Origin of the sequence: Pelomonas sp. Root405, from assembly GCF_001425165.1 — a bacterium.
In the GTDB taxonomy this organism is placed as follows: Bacteria; Pseudomonadota; Gammaproteobacteria; order Burkholderiales; family Burkholderiaceae_C; genus Pelomonas.
This window is the reverse complement of record NZ_LMDU01000004.1, coordinates 25484-49320: the sequence shown is the minus strand read 5'-3', so window position 1 is coordinate 49320 and position 23837 is coordinate 25484. Positions and strand designations below refer to the sequence as shown.

At 70.0% G+C, this 23837-nt stretch carries 17 protein-coding genes; 2 read left to right on the top strand and 15 right to left on the bottom strand.

Annotated features, from left to right (window positions below):
- Window positions 1-24 precede the first annotated feature (24 nt).
- The 8 genes from ASC81_RS08220 to ASC81_RS08185 form a co-directional block, all read right to left on the bottom strand.
- Window positions 25-954 carry a hypothetical protein gene (locus ASC81_RS08220; protein WP_156391898.1) on the bottom strand — a complete coding sequence of 310 codons (930 nt, stop codon included), beginning with the start codon at window positions 952-954 and terminating at the stop codon, window positions 25-27.
- A gap of 97 nt (window positions 955-1051) precedes the next feature.
- Window positions 1052-1990 (bottom strand): PA14 domain-containing protein, encoded by a 939-nt coding sequence (locus ASC81_RS08215; protein ID WP_056265098.1) that lies wholly within the window; start codon window positions 1988-1990, stop codon window positions 1052-1054.
- Window positions 1987-3492: a tryptophan halogenase family protein gene (locus ASC81_RS08210; RefSeq protein ID WP_056265096.1), complete on the bottom strand. Its 1506-nt coding sequence runs from the start codon at window positions 3490-3492 to the stop codon at window positions 1987-1989. The genes ASC81_RS08215 and ASC81_RS08210 overlap by 4 nt, the downstream gene beginning before the upstream one ends.
- Complete coding sequence (locus tag ASC81_RS08205; RefSeq protein ID WP_082536375.1) at window positions 3489-7823, bottom strand: Ig-like domain-containing protein; 4335 nt, start codon at window positions 7821-7823, stop codon at window positions 3489-3491. The genes ASC81_RS08210 and ASC81_RS08205 overlap by 4 nt, the downstream gene beginning before the upstream one ends.
- 97 nt (window positions 7824-7920) lie before the next feature.
- Window positions 7921-9447 carry a family 43 glycosylhydrolase gene (locus tag ASC81_RS08200; protein ID WP_056265091.1) on the bottom strand — a complete coding sequence of 509 codons (1527 nt, stop codon included), beginning with the start codon at window positions 9445-9447 and terminating at the stop codon, window positions 7921-7923.
- Window positions 9444-11912: a glycoside hydrolase N-terminal domain-containing protein gene (locus tag ASC81_RS08195; protein WP_056265087.1), complete on the bottom strand. Its 2469-nt coding sequence runs from the start codon at window positions 11910-11912 to the stop codon at window positions 9444-9446. The genes ASC81_RS08200 and ASC81_RS08195 overlap by 4 nt, the downstream gene beginning before the upstream one ends.
- Entirely contained in the window at window positions 11909-13222 is a 1314-nt protein-coding gene (locus ASC81_RS08190) for a GDSL-type esterase/lipase family protein (protein WP_235533599.1), read from the bottom strand. Before ASC81_RS08190 ends, ASC81_RS08195 begins: the two co-directional genes overlap by 4 nt.
- A complete protein-coding gene (locus ASC81_RS08185) occupies window positions 13219-14856 on the bottom strand; it encodes a DUF5597 domain-containing protein (RefSeq protein ID WP_235533598.1) in 1638 nt (545 codons plus the stop codon). The genes ASC81_RS08190 and ASC81_RS08185 overlap by 4 nt, the downstream gene beginning before the upstream one ends.
- Window positions 14857-15147: 291 nt before the next feature.
- Between ASC81_RS08185 and ASC81_RS08180 the strand changes: the two genes are divergently transcribed.
- Window positions 15148-15876: a FadR/GntR family transcriptional regulator gene (locus ASC81_RS08180; RefSeq protein WP_056265082.1), complete on the top strand. Its 729-nt coding sequence runs from the start codon at window positions 15148-15150 to the stop codon at window positions 15874-15876.
- 89 nt (window positions 15877-15965) lie between these two features.
- Entirely contained in the window at window positions 15966-16697 is a 732-nt protein-coding gene (locus ASC81_RS08175) for a FadR/GntR family transcriptional regulator (RefSeq protein WP_056265079.1), read from the top strand.
- Window positions 16698-16721: 24 nt separating this feature from the next.
- On the opposite strand, the gene ASC81_RS08170 is transcribed toward ASC81_RS08175, so the two are convergent.
- From ASC81_RS08170 to ASC81_RS08140, 7 genes are all read right to left on the bottom strand, one after another.
- Window positions 16722-18242, bottom strand: a complete 1521-nt coding sequence (locus ASC81_RS08170; RefSeq protein WP_056265076.1) for a UxaA family hydrolase — start codon at window positions 18240-18242, stop codon at window positions 16722-16724.
- Complete coding sequence (locus ASC81_RS08165) at window positions 18232-18561, bottom strand: L-rhamnose mutarotase (protein WP_056265075.1); 330 nt, start codon at window positions 18559-18561, stop codon at window positions 18232-18234. The genes ASC81_RS08170 and ASC81_RS08165 overlap by 11 nt, the downstream gene beginning before the upstream one ends.
- A 293-nt stretch (window positions 18562-18854) precedes the next feature.
- Window positions 18855-19985 (bottom strand): D-mannonate oxidoreductase, encoded by a 1131-nt coding sequence (locus tag ASC81_RS08160; RefSeq protein ID WP_056265072.1) that lies wholly within the window; start codon window positions 19983-19985, stop codon window positions 18855-18857.
- Complete coding sequence (locus ASC81_RS08155; protein ID WP_056265070.1) at window positions 19979-20989, bottom strand: zinc-binding alcohol dehydrogenase family protein; 1011 nt, start codon at window positions 20987-20989, stop codon at window positions 19979-19981. Before ASC81_RS08155 ends, ASC81_RS08160 begins: the two co-directional genes overlap by 7 nt.
- Window positions 20983-21837, bottom strand: coding sequence for an amidohydrolase (locus tag ASC81_RS08150; protein ID WP_056265067.1), 855 nt, complete (start codon window positions 21835-21837; stop codon window positions 20983-20985). The genes ASC81_RS08155 and ASC81_RS08150 overlap by 7 nt, the downstream gene beginning before the upstream one ends.
- Window positions 21834-22859 (bottom strand): aldo/keto reductase, encoded by a 1026-nt coding sequence (locus ASC81_RS08145; RefSeq protein WP_056265064.1) that lies wholly within the window; start codon window positions 22857-22859, stop codon window positions 21834-21836. Before ASC81_RS08145 ends, ASC81_RS08150 begins: the two co-directional genes overlap by 4 nt.
- Window positions 22860-22872: 13 nt before the next feature.
- On the bottom strand, window positions 22873-23814 hold the full coding sequence (locus ASC81_RS08140; RefSeq protein WP_056265062.1) for an ABC transporter substrate-binding protein: 942 nt from the start codon (window positions 23812-23814) through the stop codon (window positions 22873-22875).
- Window positions 23815-23837: the final 23 nt, after the last annotated feature.

Genomic DNA, 23837 nt, shown 5'->3' with positions numbered 1-23837 from the left:
GGGGCGTGATGGTGTCAGGTTTGATCACCCTTTGCGCGCGCGTCGCGAGGCGTCGACGATCTGCGTGGTCAGCGCGTCGGCCTCGCGTTGCTGCACGGCGGTCAGCGGCGCCGGCGAACCCATCTGTGCAACCGCATCGATGATCTTTGCCATCGCCTTGCCCATGCCCGGCATGCGCTCGTCCTGGATCTGCACGTAGGCATTCCGGTAGGCGTTGCGTTGTATCGGCGTGATGCCCAGATCGCGCGCCAGATCGCCGGATGCCATGGCAAGCGGCATCAGCGTGTCGGGGTCGCCCGCATCGGCGGCCTTGCGCACATTGGCCTGCAGGCTGGCGATCAAGGCCGGGTCCGCCTTGCCTTTGGCATCGGGCGCCTGCAGCGATTGCAGATAGGCCATCGCCGCGCCTGCGGCCTTGCCGTCATGGGCCTTTTGAAACAGCTCGCCGCTGCGCGCCATCGTGGCGGCGTCGAAGACCTGGCAGCGCCGCTGCTCGCTCTGGGCGCGGGCGAGGGTCTCGTTGCTCACGCGCTCCTCGCCGCCCATGTCCTTGATCGCCTTCCTGACATTGGCCGGCATCAGTTCTGGTTGATCGCGGACGGAGAACAGGGCTTCCGGGGCCTTGGCCATCATGGCGCAATGCTGCAGCGTCCGGGCCGCCGTCAGGGCATCCTCTGCAGTCCCGCCATTCAGGCCCAGCTGCACCTTGCGCAGGGACTCGGTCGGTGATTCGACGTCAGGCAGCCCGGCGACCTTCGGGCGGCCGGGCACCGCGGGCATGCTTGCTGCTGACTGGGCCGCGACGGCCGGCGCGCTGGCCACGACGGCCGGCACCGTGAGCACCGCGGGCAACACGTGCATGGCGGGCGCCGCAGCCTGCGCGGCAACCGGCGCGTCAGCAGCCGGCTTGTCGCCAAACCGCCAGACAGCGGCGCCGCCGGCCAGCAGCAGCACCGCTGCGGCCACCGTATACAGCCCTCGGTGGCTGGCTTGGTCATTCTGAGTTCGCTTCATCTTTTGTGCTCCCTGAAATCGCCGGATGTCGGCGTGTCTATGGCGCGGCCGCGGCCGCCGCCGGTGGACGGCCCAGCAGCCGGCGGGGGATGTACTGGTAGTCCTTGCCGTCCGGTTTCTTCCAACCCAGCATCAGCGCGAGGCCAAAGCCCGGCCCCTGGAAGTAGCGCACACGGAAGTTGCGCGGGCCCTTGGCCAGCTTCACCGTTTCCATCAGCGGGCTGGCCGCATGAATGCCGTCGTTGTTGATCACCTCCACGTCGTCGATGGTGAGGATGGCGCCGTCGTCGGACAGCAGCATGACGTCCATCGTGATGTCCTGCGGCATGTTGACGGTGAAGCGGATGTCGAGCCCGAACCATTCGTTCATGTCCAGGCCAGGGAAACCGTCGCGGTGGTCGCGCGGCGTGATGTCGAGCTGGGCCAGGCACACGGTCTTGATGGGCTTGCGCCGGCGCATTTCGCTGACCGACGTGGTGCCGTTGCGCAAGCGGTAGACCTCGGCCACGATCGGCCGGTCCGGCGAGTCGGCGCATTCCTCGAACAGCTTGGGCGGCTCCGCGCTGCTGGCGGCCGGCGCCGCGGCCACCACGACCGGCGGTGGCGGAGGCGGCGCGACGACGGGCGGGGGCACCGGCGGCGGGACGACTTTGGGCGGGGGTTCGACCTTGGGCGTCTCGATGGGCGGCAGCTCGGGCATCAGCGGCATGTTCGGCGGAGGCGGCTCCGTCAACTTCGGTGTCGGCAGAGGGGGCGGCTCGGGGGCCGCCGGCGGCTGCTTGCCCTCCACGATGCTGACTGCGGAGCCGCGCGGCTTGGGCGGCGGCGGCGCCTTGGCGCGCCACGACAGCACGGCTGCCAGCAGCAGGATGTGGATGATCACTGCGACGGTCAGCGCATAGCCGCTGTGGCGGCGCTGCCATCGCAGCGGTTGGGGTTCGACCGGCTTGTCTGGCTCTGGGGATGTCGGGTTCATGTCGTTCTTCTGGGTTCTTGCAGCACCTGCGCCAGAAAGGCGTCGTGTGAGGGCAGTCGCGCCACCGACTGCGCAATGGCCTGGCGCCGCTGCAGCAGCGCCTGCCGCGCCTGCTCGGGCGCGAGTTCTTCGAGAACCGGGTCAGTGCGCTCCGGCCAGTGCTGCAGGCCGGTCAGGACGGCCAGCCAGCTGTGCTCGTCAAAGCCCTCGTCACCCTGCAGGTGCAGCAGGCCCAGGCGGCGCCAGGCTTCGAGCTTGAAGGCCAGCGTGTCGGGCAGCTCCAGCGCCGCCATGTCGCGCCACAGCGCGCTGTCGCGACGGGCGGTCAGGCAGTAGTGCAGGACGATGAAGTCGCGGATGCGACTGAACTCGCGCACCGCGCGGCTGTTGTAGTCGTCGACGCTGGCGTCATCGACGGGCTGGCCGCTGGTGAGCCGCTCCATGAGATGACCCAGGCCGCTCTGGATCAGGAAGATGCTGGTCGATTCCAGCGGCTCCAGGAAGCCCGAGGACAGGCCCAGCGCCACGACGTTGTGCACCCAGAAGCGCTCGCGGTGGCCGGTGGTGAAGCGCAGCAGGCGCGGCTCGGCCAGCGGCTTGCCGTCGAGCTGCTGCAGCAGCTGCTCGCGGGCACGGTCGGCATCGATGTGGCGGCTGCTGAACACATGGCCATGCCCCGTGCGGTTCTGCAGCGGGATGCGCCAGGCCCAGCCGCCTTCGAGTGCGGTGGAGCGCGTGTAGGGCGTGAGCTCTGAACCGCTTCGCTCGCAGGGGCAGGCCCAGGCGCTGTCCACCGGCAGCCAGCGGCTGAAGTCGACGAAGGGCTCGGCCAGCACTTTGCCCAGCAGCAGCGAGCCAAAGCCCGAGCAGTCGATGAAGAGGTCGCCGGTGACCTCGCGGCCGTCGGCCAGCTTCAGGCTCTGCACGCCGCCATCGGCGCGGCGCGTCACGTCGACGATGCGGCCCTCGGTGCGGCGCGCGCCGCGCTTGAGTGCCAGCTCGCGCAGGAAGGCGGCATAGAGCGTGGCGTCGAAGTGGTAGGCGTATTTGTAGGGCTCGTGGCCGTCGTCCGCCGCCGGCACGACAAAGCGGCCCTGCTGGGCCATCACGGTCGGCAGGCATTGCTCGCCGAGGGCGCCCAGCGCCGGGTCGGCCAGGCGCCGGTGCTGGCCCCACAGCGCGCGCGGGCCGGTCAGCGCGCCGAAGTCGCCGAAGGTGTGGAAGTAGCCCTCGCCCTGCACGCGCCAGTCGCGGAACTCGATGCCGAGCTTGTAGGTGCCGTGGGTGGCGCGCAGGAAGTCGGCCTCATCGATGCCCACCAGCCGGTGGTAGTTGCGGATGGACGGAAAGGTGGCCTCGCCGACACCGACGATGGCGATCTCCTCGGACTCCACCACCTCCACGCTGCTGCGCCCGCGCAGCGCGGTGGCCACCGCCGTCGCGGCCATCCAGCCGGCGGTGCCGCCGCCGACGATGACGATGCGCTGGAAGGCCTGGCTCATTGCGGTTTCACGTCGGCCGCGCTGCTCGCGTCCAGCGAGCGCAGGAAGCTGGCCAGTGCGCTGCGGTCCGCCGCAGACAGGGCCTGCGCGCCGCCGTGCCCGGCCGCGAACACGTCCTGCAGCGTCGCGGCCTGGCCGTTGTGGAAGAAGGACGGCGCGGCCCACAGCCCCTGCAGCGGCGGCGTGTGAAAGCCCGCACCGGCCAGCGCCTGCTTCGACCCCTTGCCCGACGACGCCTGCACGGTGCCGACATCGTGGCGCAGGCCATCCTTGCGCGTCGTGCCGGCATGGCAGGTCGCGCACTGCATGCTGCCGAACAGCTGCTGGCCGCGCAGCGCCTCCACGGTCAGGCTGCCATCGGCCTGGCGCTCGGGGCTGCGGCCGTGCTTGGACAAAGAGGTCATGTAGGCGGCCAGGTCGTCGAGGTCGCGGCTGCGCCCGGTCTTGGGCGCGCCGAGCGGGTCGGAGGTGGCCCAGAAATCGCGGTCGCTGAGGAAGCCGGTGCCGCCGAACGCGCCGCGGATGTCGTTCTCGAAATCCTGCAGCTCGTCGAAGTTGGCCGTCCAGTGCACGCGGCCGTGGCCGAGACCTGCGCGCCCATTCAGGCTGATGGTGCGGCGCAGACCCTCGCCGCGCTGCGTGAAGTCCCAGACCATGCCGTCGTCGCCGCCGTCGGCGTGGCAACTGGCGCAGGACATGTAGTTGTCGCGGCTCATGCGCCGGTCGGCGGCGTTGTAGAACAGCCGCTTGCCGCGCAGCACCGCCGGCGCCAGCGGCTCGACGGTCACCGCCGCCACGTTGGCCAGCGGCCGGGCCGAGAAGGACTCCGCCGACAGCACCGGGCCGATGTCGTAGACGCCGACCGAGCGGCCCAGGAAATTGTTGACGTAAAGGCGCTGGCGCTTCTCGTCTACATACAGGCCGTGCGGCGCGCGGTCGGTCTCGATCTCGCCGCGCACCGAGCGGTTGTAGGCATCGACGACGGCGATGCGGTTGCCCTCCATCTGCGCGACGAACAGGTAGTCGCCATTGGGCGAATAGGCCGCGGCGCGGGCGGGGGCGCGGTCGTTGAAGTCCAGCTGCTCGGCAAACACCTCGTGGGCGCCGGGCACCAACGCGAGCTGCGACACGATGGAGCGCACGGTGGTCTCGTGCGCCAGCGGCCGGCCATCGCGGAAGGTGCCGCCGACGATGTTGTCCTTCTTGGACGGCAACGCGGCACGCAGGCCGTCCGGCGAGATGACGACCTGGTGCAGATAGTTCGGCACGCCGCGCGCGCGGTTCTCGGCGTCGATGGTCGCCGTGTCGACGCGCAGGGTGACGGTCTGGTACAGGGCCAGCTTTTTGTCCAGCCCCACGCGGTACACCTCGCCGCCGTCCATGCGCGAGCGGAAGCGCGTCACCAGCGCCTCGGATGAATTCGCGTTGACGGCGATGCCGCGCACGTCGCCGGTCAGCTTGAGGGATGCACGCGCTGCGCCGTTGGCCGGGTCGAAGCTCATCAGCGTGCTGCTGCCCTCCAGCGTGACGAGGCCCATGCGCTGGTCCGGCGTGAACACGACGCCATGCGGCGCGCTGCCGTAGGGCAGCTGCACCGTGGCAGACACGCTGCCGTCCTGCGGGTTCAGTGCGACGAGCTTGTCCTCGCCCTGCACGGTGACCCACACGCGCCCGTCCGGGGCTATGGCCAGCGTGCGCGGCTCATCGCCGACGCGGGCCTCCCAGGCCTTGGCCAGCGTGTCGGCAGCGATCGCCGTGACCGTGCCGCTGTCGGGGTTGACGCTGAAGACCTGCGTGCCGTCGCCGACGATGTTGCTGCTCTGCGCGGGCGCCTTGGCGGTGCGCGGGTTGACGACGGTGCGGTGCAGCGCGTGGGTGTGCTCCGCGCCGTCGGCCGTGCGCACCGTCAGCACCACGTTGTAGTGGCCCGCCACGGTGAACCGATGCGATGCCGCCAGCGTGCGCGAGAACGCGGTGTGTGGTGAGCCGTCGCCGAAGTTCCAGCGGTACTGGGCGCCGCTGCGCGCCAGCATGCTGGGGTTGAATTCGGCCCGGCTGCCGACGACGAGGGTCTCGCTGCCGACCGCGCCGGCGATGCGCACGGCGGCCTGGCGCCGCAGCGCTGCGGCCTCGGCGTCGCCCAGCACACGGTTGTAGACGCGCACGTCCGCCAGCCGGCCGCGGAAGAAGTCGGCGCTGCCCTGGATCTGGCCCAGCATCTGCGGTTGGGCGGGCGGGTTCAGCTGACCCGCTGGGCCCTTGCCGCTGCGCTTGGCGCCATCGACCTGCAGCGTCAGCGCACCGCTGGCCGCGTCACGCGTCAGCACGACGGCATGCCACTGGCCGTCGTTGACTGCGCGGGCCGACGCGAGGCCCGGGTTGGCAGGGGAGGGCTCGCCGACCGACAGCCGCAGCCGGCCCTGCTCGTCGATCCAGCCCCAGAGCACGCCCGCCGGGCCCTGCCCGAAGATGCCGGGCGCTTCGGCCGCGCGGGCATGGCCGCGCTGCGTGGTCCTCATGTGGAAGCTGAACGTGGCGGTGCCACCGGCCAGGTTGGCGCTGTCGGGCTTGCCCAGCACCACGCCGGCGCTGCGGCCGGCAAAGTTCAGCCCGCCGTCGCGGAAGCTGTCGCTGGGCGTCGTCCGGCCATCGTTGCCGGCGACGATGTCCTGCAGGCCGCGCACCAGTGGCCAGTGGTGGGCCAGGCCGGTGATCGCGGCGGTGTCGATGTCGGCCTGCTGGCTGCGGTCGCCGGTGGTGAACTGCGCGCTGAAGGCCGTGGCGATGGCGTTGCCCGCGTAGTCCTTCAGGCCGCCGGCCGGCAGCAGCACCTCGTACGTGGTATTCGGTGCCAGGTCTTGCGCCGGCGCGAAGTTGACGATGCCGAGTTGGACGCTGTAGGTGCCGGCGAGTGCCGCGCCGCCGCGCGGGCGCACGATGAAGCTGGCGGCATGGAGGCTTTCCGGCAGGATGTTGTCGGTCAGCGCGATGCCGATGCGCGAGGTCGTCGCCTGCTTGAGCGCGCCGGGCCGCGGCGACATCTGGCGCACCTTCGGCGGCGTCGCGTCGGGATTGCGGTCATGGACGATGAAGCCGCTGCCCTGGCCGTGGTCGTTGCCGATGTAGACCAGATTGCCCATAGGCGTGACCTGGCCATGGTCCGAGTGGCTGGCCTTGTCCGAGCCCTCGGGGTAGAGGCCGCCCTGGGCGACGTGCCGGTGATTGAGCGGGTCGCTGACATCGACCTTGTGCATCCGCACCTGCGCGCCCTGGAAGACGAACTGGTCCTGCGTACTGCAATAGAGCTGCTCGTCCATCAGCAGCCGGTCGTCCCTGGGCACGAAGCGGGCGGGGTCGTCCAGGTCGAAGGAGAACATGCGCCCGTCGCGGCCACGGCCACGCGCCGAGCCGTAGACGTTGTGGCCGTCAAAACAGATCGAATAGAAAAAGGGCACATTGCCGACGCTGTCCAGCAGGCGCGGGTTCAGCGGGTCGGAGATGTCCAGGCTGGCCAGCCCGGCGTAGGTGTCCATCGAACTCAGCACGAGGTGGTTGCCCATCGTGAAGATGGGCCCGACGCGGAAGCCGCCCAGTTCGCCGGTGGGCACCGGGTTGGGCCGGCCGCCGCCGCGGTTGGCCAGCACCGGGTTGGCCGGGTCGCGCGCGTCGACGATGTACATGCCGTCATCGGCCGACGCGACGTACAGGTAGGGCGCCTGCCACCACAGCTGCCAGGTGACCCTGGAGTAGTCGCCGCCGTCGACCGTCGGCAGCGCCAGCTTGGCGACCTGGCGGATGTCGTTGACGTCGCTGAAGTCCCAGAACTTGACGCCCTTGGTGCTGGGCACGACGAGGTATTGCCGGCCGTTGACCGTCGCGTGCCCGATGGCGTGCGGCTCGCGGAACTGCGCGGTTCGGCCTTCGGGTTCGTAGATCTTCTTGACCAGCCGCATGCTGCGCGGGTTGGAGACGTCGTAGACGAGGAAGCCGCCGGTCGACTGCCCGCTGTCCGGCGCGAACATGACGACGAGGTAGCCGTTGAGCATCAGCGCGACGTTGGTGCCGTACTCCTGGCGGCCCGGATAGCGGAAGGGGATGTCGCCGTCGCCCGCGCCCGGTGCGGTCTCGGTCTTGATCACCGAGACCGGCTTGAACAGCTCGGCCTCGGTGTAGCTGAGGTTGCCCAGGCCGGGGCCCTGCTTCGGCTCCGCCGCCAGCAAGGCGGTCAGCGCAGCCATCAGGGTCAAGGGGCTCGTGCCGGTGATTGCGGCATGCGCCAGGAAGGCGGCGCCCAGGCTGAGCAGCGCAATCGCCGTGGTTCGGAACTTCATCATGTCTCTTCCTGCTGATTCGCGCGGCCGCTTCTTCGCGGCCTGTTCATGGCAGCGTGGCTCCGCTGGTGTTGTCGTGCTCTGGCTTTGCGGTGGATCAGTGGTGCTGGCCTCGGTAGCTGAAGCGGTGCAGCCGCACCTCGCCGTCGCCGGCGGCGAAGACCGCCAGCTTCAGGCTGTGAAGGCCGCCGAAGACGTTCTGGTGCAGCGCCGAAACGGCCTGCAGCCAGGGGTTGGGCACCCAGGGGCCCTCGCCGCTGGCGTGTTCGAAGCTGATGAGGTGACGGTGGTTCGTCAGGCGCAGGCGATGTCGGCGGCCCGGCACCGGCTGTTGCATCCAGCGATGCGCCTGGCCATAGCTGTAGGTATGCATGCGGCCGTCACCGATGCCGATGCCGACAAAGCCGCGCGCATCGTGGAACAGCGCGAGCCCGCCTTGCACGTTGCCGACCAGCTCGAACTCCAGCTCGGCCTCGTAGCTGTGGTCGGCCACCACGCAGGTCAGCGGCGAGCAGTCGGCCAGGCCCGTGCCCTTGCCGCGCAGCACCAGGCCGCGGCCATCGTCGCGGGCGCGCTGGAACTCATCCGCCGCCGCGTCGAAGAAGCGCCACTGCAGGCCCAGGCGCTTCAGCGTCAGCTCGTCGGCGGGACCCGGCGCGGCGGGGCTCGCCTGGCCACCGCCGGGCTTGCGCTGGCGTCGGTCCAGCGGTTCGCCACTGACGCGGAACCAGCCGTCGCGTGTCCAGTCCACCGGCTGCAGCAGGGCCTGTCGGCCGAGCGTGCGGTAGCCGTCCTCGTAGCCATGGCAAACCATCCACCAGTCGCCCGCCGGGCCTTCGGCCAGGCTGGGATGCCCGCCCGTGCGCCACGCCTGGCCGCTGCTGGCGATGCCGGCCATCGGGTCGAACGGGCAGTCCTCCCAGGGGCCGAGTACAGACGTCGAGCGCGCCACGGCCAGCACATGGCTGTCGGCGCCGGGGCTGCTGACGGCGCTCAGCATGTAGAAGAAGCCACCGCGGCGCAGCAGCCGCGGGCCTTCGGCGGCGAGCGAGTCCGGCTCGGCATCGCAGGAGCCCGGCCGGAGCCGGTGCACCGCCTCCAGGCTGCCGATGGTGGCCAGGCCGTCATCGCTGAGGGCGATGCGCCGCACGCCATTGACGAAGAGGTGGCGCCGGCCATCCTCGCCCACTGCATGGGCGGGGTCGAGGCAGCCGTCCAGCTTCAGGTCGACCGGGTCGCTCCACGGCCCGCGGATGTCGTCGGCATGGATGACGTAGAGGGCCACGCGCTTGTGGCGCAGCACGGGCAGGTAGATGAAGTAGCGCCCACCGTGCTTGACCAGGTCCATGGCCCAGACGCTGCCCAGCGGCTGGGTCAGCGCGGCGGTGATGGGGGCCCAGTTCACCAGGTCGCGCGAATGCCAGATCACCGCGGCCGGGCTGGACTGCAGCGCCGAGAAGCTCATGTAGTAGTCGGCGCCGTCCTTGAGGACGGTCGGATCGGGATGGTCGCCCGCCACGATGGGGTTGCGGAAGCTGCCATCGCCCTGGTCGGCACGCCGCGGGGTGACGACACCGGGCCGGTATCGCCAATCCGCTGCGGTCGGGGCGACGGCGTCGTTCATGTCGCAGCAGTGAACTGCTCACCGCCCAGCCGGGCGTGGCCGCGCGCATCGAGCTTGATCGCCAGCCGCTGGCCGCGGTAGCGCAGCGCGACGCTCGCCTGGGCCGGGCCGCGCAGGCGCACCCGCGTCAGGCGGCCGGCCTGCCAGTCGACATCCAGTTCGACACCGCCATGCGCGCGCGCGCCGTGAAGGCGGCCGTCGGGCCAGGCCTTGGGCAGGGCGGCCAGCAGGTGCACCTCGCCGCCCCAGGACTGCACGATCATGTCCAGGATGGCGGCGGCACCACCGAAGTTGCCGTCGATCTGGAAGGGCGGATGCGCGTCGAACAGGTTGGGGTAGGTGCGCGCCGGCCCGAGCAGGCCCTGCAGGATCTTGTAGGCCCGCTCGCCGTCGCCCAGGCGCGTCCACAGCGCCAGCCGCCAGGCGGTGGCCCAGCCTGTGCTCTCGTCGCCGCGGGCGTTGAGCGTCACGCGTGCGGCCTGCGCCAGCGCGGGCGTGTCGCGCACGTTGACCTGCTCGCTCGGGTAGACGGCGTAGAGGTGGGAGACATGGCGGTGCTGCTGGTCGGTGGCCGAGGCATCCCAGTCCCCCAGCCATTCCTGCAGCTGGCCCTGCGCGCCGATGCGGTCGGCCGGCAGGCGGGCGCGCGCCTTGCGGACGGCGGCGGTGAAGGCCGGGTCGTCCTGGCCAAGCTGTGCCTGTGCCGCAAGGGCCGCGTCGAACAGGTCGCGCAGGATCTGGCGGTCCATGGCCGGCCCGGCGCACAGGGCGATGTCGGCATGGTGGTTGTTCTCGGGCGACGACGAGGGCGACGTGACGAGGCCACGGCCCTTGGGGTCTTCGATCAGCGTGTCGAGGAAGAACAGCGAGGCACCCTTGAACAGCGGCACCAGCCGGCGCAGCAGGGCCGGGCTCGGGTTGAACTGGTAGTGCTGCCACAGCGTCGTGCACAGCCAGGCGCCACCCGTGGGCCACATGCCCCACAGCGGGCCGTCGATGGGCGCGGTGGCGCGCCACAGGTCGGTGTTGTGATGCGCGACCCAGCCGCGCGCGCCGTAGCTGTTGCGCGCGGTGCGGGCGCCGGTGACGGCGAGGTCTTCCACCATTTTCAGCAGTGGCTCGACGCACTCGTCCAGGTTGGCCGGCCCGGCGGGCCAGTAGTTCATCTCGGTGTTGATGTTGATCGTGTACTTGCCCTCCCACGGCGGGTGCAGCACCTCGTTCCACACGCCTTGCAGGTTGGCCGGCTGGCTGCCCGGCCGCGACGACGACAGCAGCAGGTAGCGCGCGTACTGCACGTACATCGCCGTCAGCGCCGCGTCGGGTTCGCGCGGCACGCCGGCGATGCGGGCGTGCGTGGGGCGGGCATTGGCCGCGTGGCCGCCGAGGTCGATGTGCAGGCGGCGGAACAGCGCGCGGTGGGCCTTCAGATGGTCGTCGCGCAGCTTGGCGAAGGGCTTGCGCGCGGCGGCGGCGATGCGCTGGCGAACCGCGGCCACGGGGTCGCCGCTGGTGTCCTGCCAGTTCACATAGCTGGTCTCGCCGGACACGAGCAGCGTCAGCTGGCGCGCGCCGCGCACGCGCAGCCGGTCGCCTGCCGCCTCGATGCGACCGTCGCCGATGGCCTGTACGCGCAGTGCATAGCGCAGCTGGCCGGGGATGCCGAAGGCCTGCACGTTGCGGCCCTCGATCAGCAGCGCGTCGCTGCCGTCGGCGCGGACCGTCAGCGTCGACGGGCGCTTCTCCGCATAGTGTGATTCACGGTGGTCCCAGGGCGCGCCGACGAAGACGACGCCGTGCTGGTCGTACTTGGTGTCGCCGAAGCCGCCATAGGGCTGGTAGTCGGGGTGGCGGTAGCCGAGGTCGAGGTCGATCGTGCCGTCGCCCTCGATCTCCAGGCGGATCACGGTCACCTGGTCCGGCACGCTGCAGAAGGCCTCGCGCCGGTGGCGACCGCCGCCGTCGATGAAGGTGGTGGTGGCGATGGCGCTGTCGAGGTCCAGGCTGCGGCGATAGCGTGCCGCGGCCTTCACGCTAGGGAAGTCCAGCAGCAGGTCGCCGGCGCCGCTGAAGGGCATCTGCTTGATCGGTTTGCCCATCAGCGAGTCGGAGACCAGCGCGTTGGCCTCCTTCCAGCGTTCCTCGTCGATGAGGGCGCGGACCTTGGGCAGGGCCTCGCTGAACTTCGGGTTGTCCTGGACGTAGGGGCCGCCGCCGTAGAGCGTGTCGATGTTGAACTGCAGCCGCTCCTGCGCAGGGCGGCCGAAGACCATGGTGCCCAGGCGGCCGCTGCCGATGGGCAGCGCCTCGATCCACGGGCCGGCGGCGCGGTCGTACCAGAGCGTCAGCGAATCGTCGGCCAGCTGGGCCGCACCGCTGCGGGCGAAGGCCGGCAGCGCGGCGAGGGTGCTGGCCAGCGTGGTGCCGGCGACGAAGCTGCGGCGGGTCGGATTGAAATCGGTCATCGGGGCGTGGCCAGCAGCTTGTCCAGCGTCGGCGCCATCGCGCGCTGCCAGAGGCCGTAGCCTTTCTCGTTGGGGTGGAGCAGGTCGGGCATGACGTCCTTGCCCAGCGTGCCGTCGGCGTTCAGCAGCGCGTCGTTGATGTTCAGGAAGTGCACGGTCTTGCCATCGGCAAAGCCGGCGATCAGCTGGTTGACGCGCTCGTTGATGCCGCGCAAGAAATCGTCGGGCTTCTCGCCGCGCGGAAAGACGGCCAGCAGCAGCACCTGCGTCTGCGGCAGCCGCTGGCGGATCTCGTCGACCAGGCGCTTGATGCCGGCGGCCGTCGTGGCCGGGTTTTCGGCGCGGTGGCCGGTGTTGTTGGTGCCGATCATCAGCACGGCCACCTTGGGTGCGATGCCGTCGATCTCGCCCTGCTGCAGCCGCCACAGCACGTTCTCCGTGCGGTCGCCGCCAAAGCCCAGCGCCAGGCCGTTCAACCGGGCGTAGTGGCGTTGCCAGACCTCGCGGCCTTCCTTCTCCCAGCCCTGGGTGATGGAGTCGCCGATGAAGACGATCTGCGGCGGCGTGCCGGCGTCGACGAGCTTGCGCTTCTCCGCGAGCTTTTCCTTGTGGCGGGGCAGCCACCAGTCGACGGCCCAGGACTCGTCGAGCATCGCGGGCGTGACGGACTCCGTGCGGTAGTCCGGGCAGGCAAGACCTGGCCTGGCCTCGCGCGTGATGCGCACATTGGCCACGCTGACGCGGCCCGTGCCCGTGGTGTCGAGTGCAAACGGCAGCCTGACCTTGGAGAAGTCGGCGCCCTCGCGCACGAAGCAGCTCAGCGGCAGGGCGATGCGCTGCCAGCCCTTGCCGGTGGCGGCGCGTGCCGGTGCGATGAGGTTGACGCCGCGCTCGCAGCCGTCACCGCAGGCCAGCTTGGCGCGCACGCCGCCCTGGCCCAACTCGGCCACGTCGAGGTCGAACTCCAGCGTGCCGCCCAGGTAGGGTCGCAGGTCCAGCGGCTGGCGCGACTCGAAGCGCAGCGTCGCCGACCACAGCTGCTTCCAGTCCAGCAGCACGGCTTCGCGTTTGCCGCCGCTGCCGAGCGCGCTGGCGCCCAGCGTGCTGGCGCGGGCGTACTCGGCGGTGGGCGCGGGCAGGACGACGCTGTCACCGCTCAGCTCGGCCTGCGTCTCCCAGTGGCCGACGACGGTGCGCCAGGCGCTTGCCGGTGCGGGCAGGATGGTGATGTCCGGCGCGGCTTGAGCCTGGGCGCTGAAGACCGACGTCGTCAGCAGCGCGGTAAGGACGGTCTCGCGGACAGCGCTCACTTGTAGCGCCCCATCTTGACCTTGATGACGCGCGGGTTGGCGACGAAGTTCAGGCCCCAGTCGACCTGGTCGCCGTTCCAGCGGCGCTCCATGACCCATTTGCCGTTGGCGTCATAACGGCCTTCCTCGACGTGGTCGATCAGCGCGCGGCCGCTGCCCTCGATGTCGTCGATGCGCACGCGCGCCTGCTGGCCCACCAGCAGGAACTCGTCGTCGCCGATCTGCGCGATGGACACGCCGCCGACCAGCTTGTCGGCATGGGCCGGCTTCTCCTTCTGGTTGCTGGGCCATTCACGCTCGCCGAACTGCCATTGGCCGAAGGTGACGTGGGCCTTCCAGCCTTTCATCGTCACATGCTGGTCGGCATGGTCGTCGGGCTCGGCCACGCCGTAGGTGCGGCCGTCGAAGGCCCATTGCGCCCACTGGCGCAGCATGGGCTTGAAGGCGGCATAGATCCTGGCGAAGGGTTCCAGCGTGGCCTTGTCGTTGGTCTTGGCGCCCAGCGGATGGTTGGCGTAGTCGAAGTAGTCGACACCGAACGGCGCGATGCCGATGGCCCCGCGGCCGAGGATGGGGTACAGGTAGCGCGCATACAGCTCGGTGGTGCCGATCTCGGGCACGAACAAGGCGTTGTCGGTGCGCTTGAACTTGTCCAGGTTGGCATCGAGCTTGGCCGACTCGGTGTTGTAGATGTCGGGCGCGACGATGTCGATGGCGGGCGCGGCGGCCTTGTAGATGTCGATGACGTCGTAGGTCGGGCCGCCGCTGGCGAAGTTCTTGTTCCACGGCTTGGGCGGCTGCTCCAGCGGGTCGCGCAGCGCGTTGTTGACATACATCGGCAGGTCGTAGACGGCGCGGCCGGCCTTGGCAATCTCGCCGATGTAGCGGGCCTTGGCCCAGGCATGGAAGTACTCGTCGGCATAGTCGCCATAGACGGCGCGCCAGTTGCCCTTGGCCGCGCCCGGCACTGGCGCCTTCTTGCGCGCCAGCACGGCGGCCGGCACGTCCTGTTCGAACAAGGCCTGGGCGCGCTTGCCGAAGTCACGCACCAGGCCGAAGGTGCCCACCTCGTTTTCCACCTGCACCATCAGCACGGTGCGGTCCTTCTCGTCGACCTTCTTCAGGTGCGTCATCAGTGCGACGAAGGCACGCTTGTCGGCCTTGAGAGTCTCCTCGCCCAGCGGCGAGAGGCAGTAGCTGTTCTTGCCGTCCGGCTCGACCATGCGGGGGAAGCGCTGGTTGTTGAACTTGACCCAGGCCGGCGTGTATTGCGGGCTGGTGTTCTTCCAGGTGCCGAACCACAACAGCACCACGCGCACCTTGCGCTCTCGTGCCTGCTTGAGCAGGGTGTCGACGAAGGAGAAGTCGAAGCGGCCCTCGACCGGCTCCACCTGCTCCCAGGCCACCGGCACTTCGACGGTGTTCGCATTGATGTCGGCCACGGCGGGCCAGACCTTCTTCAGCGCCTCGGGGTAGCTGCTGGAGTTGTGAACCTGCGCGCCGAGGATGGTGAAGGGCGCGCCGTCGACGATGAGCGCATGGCGGCCGTCACGTTCAACGAGACGGGGCGGTTGTGCCGCGATGGCGGCCAGGGGCAGGGCAGCGGCCATTGCCACCAGGGCGAGGCGGCTCAACAGGAGATTCATCATGATGTGCGGAACGAGCCGGAGACGCGCTCGCGCCGACCGGCATGGGATCGTGGTCTGGTGTGGAGTGGACCTTGAAAGTGGATACGGATGGTCCGACCGCCTTCGGTCAAACCAATTTGGTCATGCCACTTTGCCATAGGCTGCTTTTGGTCTTACCGGTAGATACCCGCACCTCGTGACGCCCGGCCGAGCCGACCAGGGGTTTTCAGCATGAGGTGAAAATTTGCAGCTTGTGAGCGCTAGCATTGTGGTCAGTCCAATTAATGCCAGGGAAGCATGGCCCATCCTCCTCGCAGCGGTGAAGCGCGCCGCCAGTACCAGCTCGTCGCCGACCGTATCCGTGCGCTGATCGAGACCGACGCCATGGCCGCGGGTGCGCGGCTGCCGGCCGAGCGCGACCTGGCCGCTCAGCTGGGGGTGTCCCGGCCATCGCTGCGCGAGGCGCTCATCGCGCTGGAGATCGACGGCCGGGTCGAGATCCGTGGCGGCTCGGGCGTCTATGTCTGTGCCAGCCCGGAGCGGGGCGACGAGGCCACCTCGGCGCTGGGCGAGAGCCCGGGTGAGTTGATGCAGGCCCGCGTCGTGCTCGAAACCGCGGTCATCACGCTGGCGGCGGCCCGCGTCACGCCAGCCGGCCTTCAACGCGTCGCCGAGGCGCTGGCCGCCATGCGCGAAGACCATGCCTTCGGACGCAAGCCGGTCGATGCGGACCGGCGCTTCCACATGGGCATTGCCGAGATGTGCGGCAACCAGGTACTGCTCAGCATGGTGGGCAGCCTGTTCGACGGTCGCCACAGCCCGATCTCCTCGCACATGAGTGGACGGTTCGAATCGCCGCTCGGCTGGCACGTTGCGCTGGCCGAGCACCAGGCCATCCTCGACGCGCTGGAGGCGCGCAATCCGCAGGCCGCCGCCGCCGCCATGGGCAGCCATCTGCTGGCGTCGCACGGCCGCTGGCATGCCGAGCCGGCGGAAGCCCATGCCGTGAATGCCATGCCGGTTTGACGGCTCGGTGACAAGGGTTTTCGTGATGCCGGCGGACGGCGCTGAGAGCGCTAGCATTTGGTCAGTCCAGTGACCACTTCTTATCCAACATGCCCAATGCCACCCGCGGTAGCGAGACGCGCCGCCAATACCAACTCGTCGCCGACCGCGTCCGCGCGCTGATCGCGTCGGAAGGGCTCGCGGCCGGTGTCCGCCTGCCCGCCGAGCGCGAGCTTGCGCTGCAGCTCGGCGTGTCCCGGCCTTCGCTGCGCGAGGCCCTGATCGCGTTGGAAATCGACGGCCGCATCGAGATCCGCGGCGGCTCGGGCATCTACGTGACCGCCGGTCAGCAGCCTGGCGGTACGGCGACCTCTGCGCTGGGGGACAGCCCGGCCGAGCTGATGCAGGCACGGGTCGTGCTGGAAAGCGCCGTCATCACGCTCGCCGCGGCGCGGGTCACCAAGGCGGGGTTGCGACGCGTCGAGGAGGCGCTGGACGCCATGCGCGAAGACCATGCCCACGGCCGCAAGCCGGTCGACGCCGACCGCCGCTTTCACATCAGCATCGCGGAGATGGGCGGCAACTCGGTGCTGGTCGACATGGTGGGCACGCTGTTCGACGGGCGCCACAGCCCACTGTCGTCGCGGATGAGCGGGCATGTGGAATCGGTGCACACCTGGCAGACGGCGCTGGCCGAGCACGAGGCCATCCTGCAGGCGCTGGAAGCGCGCAACCCGCAGGCCGCCGCCGCTGCCATGTGCAGCCACCTGATCGCGTCGCATGGTCGCTGGACGGGCGACCCCGTGGAAGCTGCCGTCAAGGCAGCCGCCAACGCCGCTTGATGCGCGCCGCCGTCGGGCGGCCTGCTACATCACCGCACCCAGCTGCCAGGGCACGAACTCGTTGTCGCCCAGGCCGTGCTGCTCGCTGAGCGTGGCGCGGCCTGAGGCGGTGTCGAGCATCAGGCGGAACAGCGCCTCGCCGGCCTCGGCCACCGTCTGCGTGCCGTCGACGATGCCGCCGGCGTTGAAATCCATGTCCAGTGGCATGCGCTCGAACAACCGCGTGTTCGTCGCCAGCTTCAGTGATGGCGTGGGCTTGCAGCCATAGGTCGAACCGCGGCCGGTGGTAAAGCAGATCAGGTTGGCGCCGCCGGCCACCTGGCCGGTGGCGGACACCGGGTCATAGCCCGGCGTGTCCATGAAGACCAGGCCCTTCGCGCTGACAGGCTGCGCGTACTCGACCACGTCGTTGAGCGTGCTGCTGCCGCCCTTGGCGACGGCGCCGAGCGACTTTTCCAGGATGGTGGTGATGCCGCCGGCCTTGTTGCCCGGCGAAGGGTTGTTGTCGAGCTGCGCGCCATGCTGCGCGGCATAGGCCTCCCACCAGCGGATGCGGGCCAGCAGCCCCTCGGCCACGTCGGGCGACGCGGCCCGTGCGGTAAGCAGGTGCTCGGCGCCATAGATTTCGGGCGTCTCCGACAGGATGGCGGTGCCGCCGTGGCGCACCAGCAGGTCCACAGCCGCGCCGAGCGCCGGGTTGGCGCTGATGCCCGAGTAGCCGTCGGAGCCACCGCATTGCAGGCCGACGACGAGATGCGACAGCGCCACCGGGCTGCGCCGGGCGGTGCCGGCCTGCAGCGCCAGCTCGCGCACCAGCTGCTTGCCGAATTCGACGGCCTCGCGCGTGCCGCCGGCCTGCTGCACCGTCAGTGTGTGGATGCGAGCGCGCGCGTCGGCGGGCAAGCCCTGCACCAGCGGGTCGACCTGGTTCACCTCGCAGCCCAGTCCGATCAGCACCACGCCGGCAAAGTTGGGGTGGGTCGCATAGCCGCGCAGCGTGCGCCGCAGCACCTCCAGGCCTTCGCCCTCGGCACTCATGCCGCAGCCGCTGCCGTGGGTGATGGCGACCACGCCGTCCACACCGGGGCAGGCGGCCAGCGCGTCGCCGCTGAAGGCCTGGGCGATGGCCTTGCAGACGGTGGCGGAGCAATTGACGCTGGACAGCACACCGATGTAGTTGCGCGTGCCGACGCGACCGTCGGCGCGCAGATAGCCCTCGAAGGTCAGGTGCTCGCTCGGCGCGGAGGGCATCGGGCGTGCCGTTTGGCCGGTCGGTGCCGGCTCGGCGCGCGCCATGGCCAGGTTGTGCGAATGCACGTGCTCGCCGACCGAGATGTTCCGACTGGCCACGCCGATGGGCTGGCCGTACTTCAACACGACCTCGCCGCCCGCGATGTCGCGCAGCGCGATCTTGTGGCCGGCGGCGATGGCGTTGCGCACGAGCAGCTGGGGGAGTGCTTCGTCTGCGGTCAGCGCCACGCGCGCGACGGCGACGTTGTCGCTGTGGTGCAGCACGATGAGGGCTGCTGCGGCGTCAGTCGACATGGAAGACGCACTCCATCGCCGCCCAGTGCTCGCCGTTGGCGCGGCTGTCCAGCGGTCGCTGGCAGGGGCTGCAGAAGGTCCACCAGCGCCGGGTTTCGACGTCGGCCGCGATCGCCGCCATGTCGGCCGCGTAGTCGCTGCCGTGGTACTCCCAGTAGCCGAACAGCAGGTTCTCCGGCTCGCGCAGGAAGATGCTGTAGTTGCGGATGTTCGACGCGGCGAGGCGCGCCAGCACGGCGGGCCAGACGGCCGCGTGCAGGCGCTTGTACTCGGCGATGTGCTCCGGCGCGATGCCGATCACCACGCCCATGCGTTGCATTGCGTGTTCCTTTTGAGCGTCGATCAGTTATCCATGCCGCGTACGCGGTACCCGCGATGCATGAGTAGTGGCGTCGCGGGCCGAGCGCCGGGCCGCTCCCAAGCCGGCCCGTCTGGCGATGTGCTTGCGGCTCAATGCCGCAAGCATCGCCGTCCCCTCGGGGGCTGAGGCCGGACACGGCCAGTCCAGTGGACTGGCCGTCCCTGCCGAAGCGCTGCGGCGCAAGCGGCAGCGCGGTCCCAGACCAGACTCGCTCGCGTTCAGCGAAGCGAGCATGGGCGAGGGGCTCACTTTCATGCCAGTGCGGCCAGCAGCAGCGGCTGGCGCAGGCCGGGCAGGTGCTGGCGTGCGAGGTCGACCACGGGCTGCAGGCGGCGCGCCTTCTTCAGCGCGTGGTTCTGCGCGATGTCGGCCAGGCGATGCGCTAGGAAGGGGTTGAGCAGCCGGTCGCGCAGGCCGACCAGGTAGCTGCGCGCCTCGTCGCCCTGGCCGAGGGCGTCGAACACCGGCAGCACCTCCTGCTGCCAGGCGGCTTCGAGCGGGTCGCGCAGGGCGGGGGCCTGCATGGCCTGCAGCACCGTCATGTCGGCGGGCAGGTGGCCCTTCATCCACAGCTCGGCCAGCAGGGTGTGGCCAAGGTTGAGCAGGAAGAGCTTGAGTCGTTCATGGCGGCCCAGGTCGTCGGTGATGACGATGGCCGGGTGCCGGCAGGGCAGCTGTAGCCGGGGCTGCGTCTCGACGGCCCACAGCGCATACGGCTCGGCCACCGCACCGACAGGCTCCAGCGCCTCGGACACGATGCGGTCCACGAGCGAGTTGGCCCAGACCGGCCCGGTCTGCAGCCAGGCTATGAAGGCGGGCGCGCATTGCCATTGACAGGCGAGCGTCAAGACGAGGTTGCGCAGCGCGTCGCCGTTGCGCGACACCAGCTCGCAGGGCAGCAGCGTCAAGCCGGCATGCGGCTGCGCCTGCCAGCGGCCGTGCAGCAGCACCAGCAGCTTGGCGGGAAAGGATGCAGGCGCCGTGGCGTCGGGCGCCAGCAGCGGCGCTGCGTCGCCGGCGTCGAGCGTCCAACCGCCGTCGCCAGTGTTGGAGACGATCACCTGCACCGGACCGCGCACGCGCTCGCGAACGGCCGGCCAGTCGCTGGCGGCATGGAAGGCTTCGCGCACGGCGCGGCAGGTCTTGCGCGACTCCAGCGGCTGCCCGCCGACCAGGCCGCGCACGATGACGTCGAAACCCTCGGCGCGCGCGAGCGCCTGCGTGCGCCTTGTGCTGGCGGGGTTGCCCGTGCTCTGCACGACGGTGATGCCACCCAGCGCCTCGCCGGTCTCGGCAGCCTCGCTGACGAACAGATCGACATGCGCCTGCAGGAAGCGGCTGGTGCCGAACTGCAGGATGGGATGGCCGGCCGCCGTCAGCATTCGACGATGGCCTTGATGACGCCCTCTGCAGGGTCCAGCAAACGCGAGAAGCCCGTGGGCACATCGGCCAGCGCCAGCCGGTGCGTGGCCAGCGCCGCGTCGGGCACCAGGCCGTCGCGCATCGCTTTCATGACGGTCTCGAAATCTTCCGTCGTGGCGTTGCGGCTGCTCAGCAGCGTGGCCTCGCGCTTGTGGAACTCGGGGTCGGAGAAGCGGATGTCGCCCTGCACGATGGACACCAGCACATAGCGTCCGCCGTGGGCGAGGAAGCGAAAGCCGCGCTCCATGGCCGCCGCGTTGCCGGTGCAGTCGAACACCACGTCGAAGAACTCGCCCTCGGTGAGGCGGGACAGCGCCGCCTCGTCGCCCTCACCAAGCGGCACGGCCGCGGCCACGCCGGCATGGCGGCGCGAGAAGTCGAGGCGGTCCTGGCGGCCGTCGATGGCGGTGACGGTGGCGCCGCGCAGCGACGCGAACAGCATCGCGCCGATGCCGATGGGCCCGGCGCCCACCACCAGCACGCGCTGCCCTGCCGCGACGTCGCCGCGCCGCACGGCATGCGCGCCGATGGCGAGGAACTCCACCATGGCCGCCTGGTCCAGCGTGATGCCGTCGGCCTTGCCGACGAAGCGCTGCGGCACGCTGACGTACTCGGCGAAGGCGCCGTCGCGGTGCACGCCCAGCACCTGGATGCGCACGCAGCAGTTGGTCTTGCCCTGTCGGCAGGCGATGCAGTGGCCGCAGGACAGATAGGGCATCACGTAGACGGCGTCGCCGTGCTGGAAGCCGCTGTCGGCGTCAGCCTGTTCGACGATGCCGGACAGCTCATGCCCCATGACGCGCGGGTAGCTGAGATAGGGCTGGTGGCCGGTGAAGATGTGCAGGTCGGTGCCGCAGACGCCGACGCGCTTGACGCGCAACAGCACCTCGCCAGGGGCACGTTGCGGCAGCGGTCGTTCTTGGGAGAGGAGAACGCCGGGGGATTCACAGCTGACGGTCAACATGATTCAAGTCGGTAAAGGCGGACAGCATTGGCCCCGAACAGCGCACGTAGGTCGTCGGCATCGGGAGGGGGGTGGAACTGGGCGGCCAACTGGTGGGCAAGGGCCCACCAGTCGGCGTAATCGTTATGGGCGGCAGCCAGGCGCAGCACTGGCCAGTCGCTGCCCCAGAGCAGGCGCTGCGGGCCGAACAAGGCCCAGAGCGTCTGAACATAGGGTTGCAGGGCCGCTGCGTCGCAGCGCTCGCCGGCCTCGGTCAGCAGGCCCGAGAGCTTGCAATGCACCTGGGGCATGACGGCCAGCGAGGCGAGGTCGCCGAGCCAGGGCTCGACGGTGCCGCGCGCGATCAGCGGCTTGGCGGCGTGGTCGATGACCATGCGCAGCCGCGGGTGGCGGGCGGCGAAGCGGCGCAGCGCCGGCAGCTGGCGCGGCAGCACCAGCGCGTCGAACACCAGGTCGTGGCGCTGCATCGCCTCGGCCGCAGGCCCGCAGGCCGGGTCGGCGATCCAGTCGTCGTCGGGCAGGTCCTGCAGCATCGGCCGCAGGCCCTTGAGCAGCGGGTGGCGGGCCAGCGCGTCGATTTGGTCGGCCGCGTCGGGCGCCTTGAAGTCGACCCAGCCGACGACGCCGCGCACCCAGGGCGTCGCCTCGGCCACCGCCAGCATCCAATGCGTGTCGGCGACGCTCGGCAGCGACTGCACCAGCACGGTGGCGTCGATGCCGACGGCCTGCCGATGCGGTTCGAGATCCTGCGGGCCGAAGTCCCGATGGATGGTTTCGAGCGAAGCCGGCGGCCACTGGCCCTGGCGGTCGGCCAGGCGCCAGAAGTGTTGATGCGCGTCGACCTTCATGCGTCGTCCTTGGCGCCGTCGTCCGGCAAGGAGGCGTCGGCGTGGACAAGGCCACGCTCGCGCAGCGCCAGCCAGAACTCGCGCGGGACGCGGCTGCGCGCCCACGCGGCATTGGCCGCCACCTGCTCGGGCGAGCCCATGCCCGCGAGCACGCTGGACACGGCCGGATGCGCAAGCGGGAACTGCAGCGCGGCGGCCTGCAGCGGCACGCCGAACTCGGCGCAGACGGCCTCCAGCGCCTGGGCTTGCCGCAGGACATCGGGCGGCACGCTGCCGTAGTCGTACTTGGCCTGGCCGGCCAGCAGGCCCGAGTTGAAGGGGCCGCCGATGATGACGCTGACCCCCGCCGACGAGCATTGGTTCATGAATGCCAGGCTGCCTTGTTCCAGCAGCGTGTAGCGGCCGGCCAGCAGCACGCAGTCCAGCGGTGCGACCGCCAGCGCCGCCTGGGCGACTTCCCATTCGTTCACGCCCAGGCCGATGGCGCGCACGGCGCCCTCGTTGCGCAGTTCCTCCAGCGCCCGGAAACCGCCGCCGTCGATCAGTGCGCGCCAGTGCAGCTCATGGCGATCACCGTGGGTGAGGCGGCCGATGTCGTGCACCAGCAGGATGTCGATGCGCGTCAGGCCCAGGCGCTGCAGGCTGTCGTCGAAGGAGCGGCGCACGCCGCTGTAGCTGTAGTCGTATGCCGGGCGATAGGGCAGGGGGTCGGCCCAACCGTCGCTGCCGGCCTGCACCGTGGGATCGGCGTGCATGAGCCGTCCGACCTTGGTGGACAGCACAAAGTTGTCACGCGGTTGGCACGCCAGGAACTCGCCGACGCGGCGCTCGCTGCGCGTGTAGCCATAGAACGGCGCCGTGTCGAAGTAGCGCACGCCGGCGTCCCAGGCGGCCTGCAGCGTTGCGGCGGCGGTGGCGTTGTCCACCGCTTCGTACAGGCCCGCGAGCGCGGCCGCGCCGAGGCCCAGCGTTGTCAGCCGGAGTTCGGTGCTGAGGATGGATCTGCCGGGAAGTCGGTCCATGGATCGCGTCACGTCAATACAGCACGGCCTTGGATTCGGGAGAGCGCAGGTTGTCCTTGGTGACCCAGACCACACCGGTGTCGCGGAACTTGGCCACGGGCTTCTTCTGCAGCACGTCGGCGATGGTCTTGACGCCCAGGTAGCCCATCTGGAACGAGCCCTGTACGGCGATGCCGGCCAGCGTGCCGTCGTCGACGAACTTCTGCAGGTCCTGGTTGCCGTCGAAGCCGATGGCCAACAGCTTGCCCGCGCGGCCGCTCTGCACCAGCGCGCGGCCCATGCCGACGGCGGTGGGTTCGTTGGCGCCGAAGATGGCCTTGAGGTCGCCGTGGGCGGCCAGCACGTCGGTGGTCTGGTTCATGGCCGTGGCCATCTGCGACTGGGAATAGAAAGGCCCGACGATCTGCAGCTTGGAATTCGCCTTCAGGTAGTTGGTGAAGGCGCCGACGCGGCCGACTTCGGAGCCGGCCCCGGCCACGAAGGACATGACGGCCACCTTGCCGGTGGTGCCGATCTTGTCGATCAGCTGTTTGGCGCACAGCTCGCCGGCGGCACGGTTGTCGGTGGTCAGGAAGGACTGGTAGTAGGGCTTGCCGGCCTCGGAGACGTGGGAGTCGATCAGCACGACGGGGATGCGCGCCTGCCAGGCCTTCTTGATCACGGGCACCAGGGCGTCGGGGTCCGACGGGCCGAGCACGATGCCGGCCACGCGACGGTTGATGGCGTTCTCGACGAGGTTGACCTGGTCGGCGATGGCCGACTCGCTGGCCGGCCCGGCGAAGGTTAGCGTGTGGCCGGCCGTCTCCTTGATCGCCGTCTCGGCGCCCTTGTTGACGTTCTGCCAATAGGTGGAGTTGGTGGTCTTGACGATCACGGCGATCTCGCCGGCCTGGGCGGCCGCGCCGAGCAGGGTCAGGCAGGCGCCGAGCAGCGTGAGGCGAAAGGGAAGGGGCATCAATGTCTCCTGTTGTGTGGGAA

Excerpts from the sequence above, each read along its gene's own strand:
- ASC81_RS08215 (WP_056265098.1), bottom strand. The coding sequence starts at position 1,990 with ATGAACCCGACATCCCCAGAGCCAGACAAGCCGGTCGAACCCCAACCG.
- ASC81_RS08210 (WP_056265096.1), bottom strand. The coding sequence starts at position 3,492 with ATGAGCCAGGCCTTCCAGCGCATCGTCATCGTCGGCGGCGGCACCGCC.
- ASC81_RS08205 (WP_082536375.1), bottom strand. The coding sequence starts at position 7,823 with ATGAAGTTCCGAACCACGGCGATTGCGCTGCTCAGCCTGGGCGCCGCC.
- ASC81_RS08200 (WP_056265091.1), bottom strand. The coding sequence starts at position 9,447 with ATGAACGACGCCGTCGCCCCGACCGCAGCGGATTGGCGATACCGGCCC.
- ASC81_RS08195 (WP_056265087.1), bottom strand. The coding sequence starts at position 11,912 with ATGACCGATTTCAATCCGACCCGCCGCAGCTTCGTCGCCGGCACCACG.
- ASC81_RS08180 (WP_056265082.1), top strand. The coding sequence starts at position 15,148 with ATGGCCCATCCTCCTCGCAGCGGTGAAGCGCGCCGCCAGTACCAGCTC.
- ASC81_RS08175 (WP_056265079.1), top strand. The coding sequence starts at position 15,966 with ATGCCCAATGCCACCCGCGGTAGCGAGACGCGCCGCCAATACCAACTC.
- ASC81_RS08170 (WP_056265076.1), bottom strand. The coding sequence starts at position 18,242 with ATGTCGACTGACGCCGCAGCAGCCCTCATCGTGCTGCACCACAGCGAC.
- ASC81_RS08165 (WP_056265075.1), bottom strand. The coding sequence starts at position 18,561 with ATGCAACGCATGGGCGTGGTGATCGGCATCGCGCCGGAGCACATCGCC.
- ASC81_RS08160 (WP_056265072.1), bottom strand. The coding sequence starts at position 19,985 with ATGCTGACGGCGGCCGGCCATCCCATCCTGCAGTTCGGCACCAGCCGC.
- ASC81_RS08155 (WP_056265070.1), bottom strand. The coding sequence starts at position 20,989 with ATGTTGACCGTCAGCTGTGAATCCCCCGGCGTTCTCCTCTCCCAAGAA.
- ASC81_RS08150 (WP_056265067.1), bottom strand. The coding sequence starts at position 21,837 with ATGAAGGTCGACGCGCATCAACACTTCTGGCGCCTGGCCGACCGCCAG.
- ASC81_RS08145 (WP_056265064.1), bottom strand. The coding sequence starts at position 22,859 with ATGGACCGACTTCCCGGCAGATCCATCCTCAGCACCGAACTCCGGCTG.
- ASC81_RS08140 (WP_056265062.1), bottom strand. The coding sequence starts at position 23,814 with ATGCCCCTTCCCTTTCGCCTCACGCTGCTCGGCGCCTGCCTGACCCTG.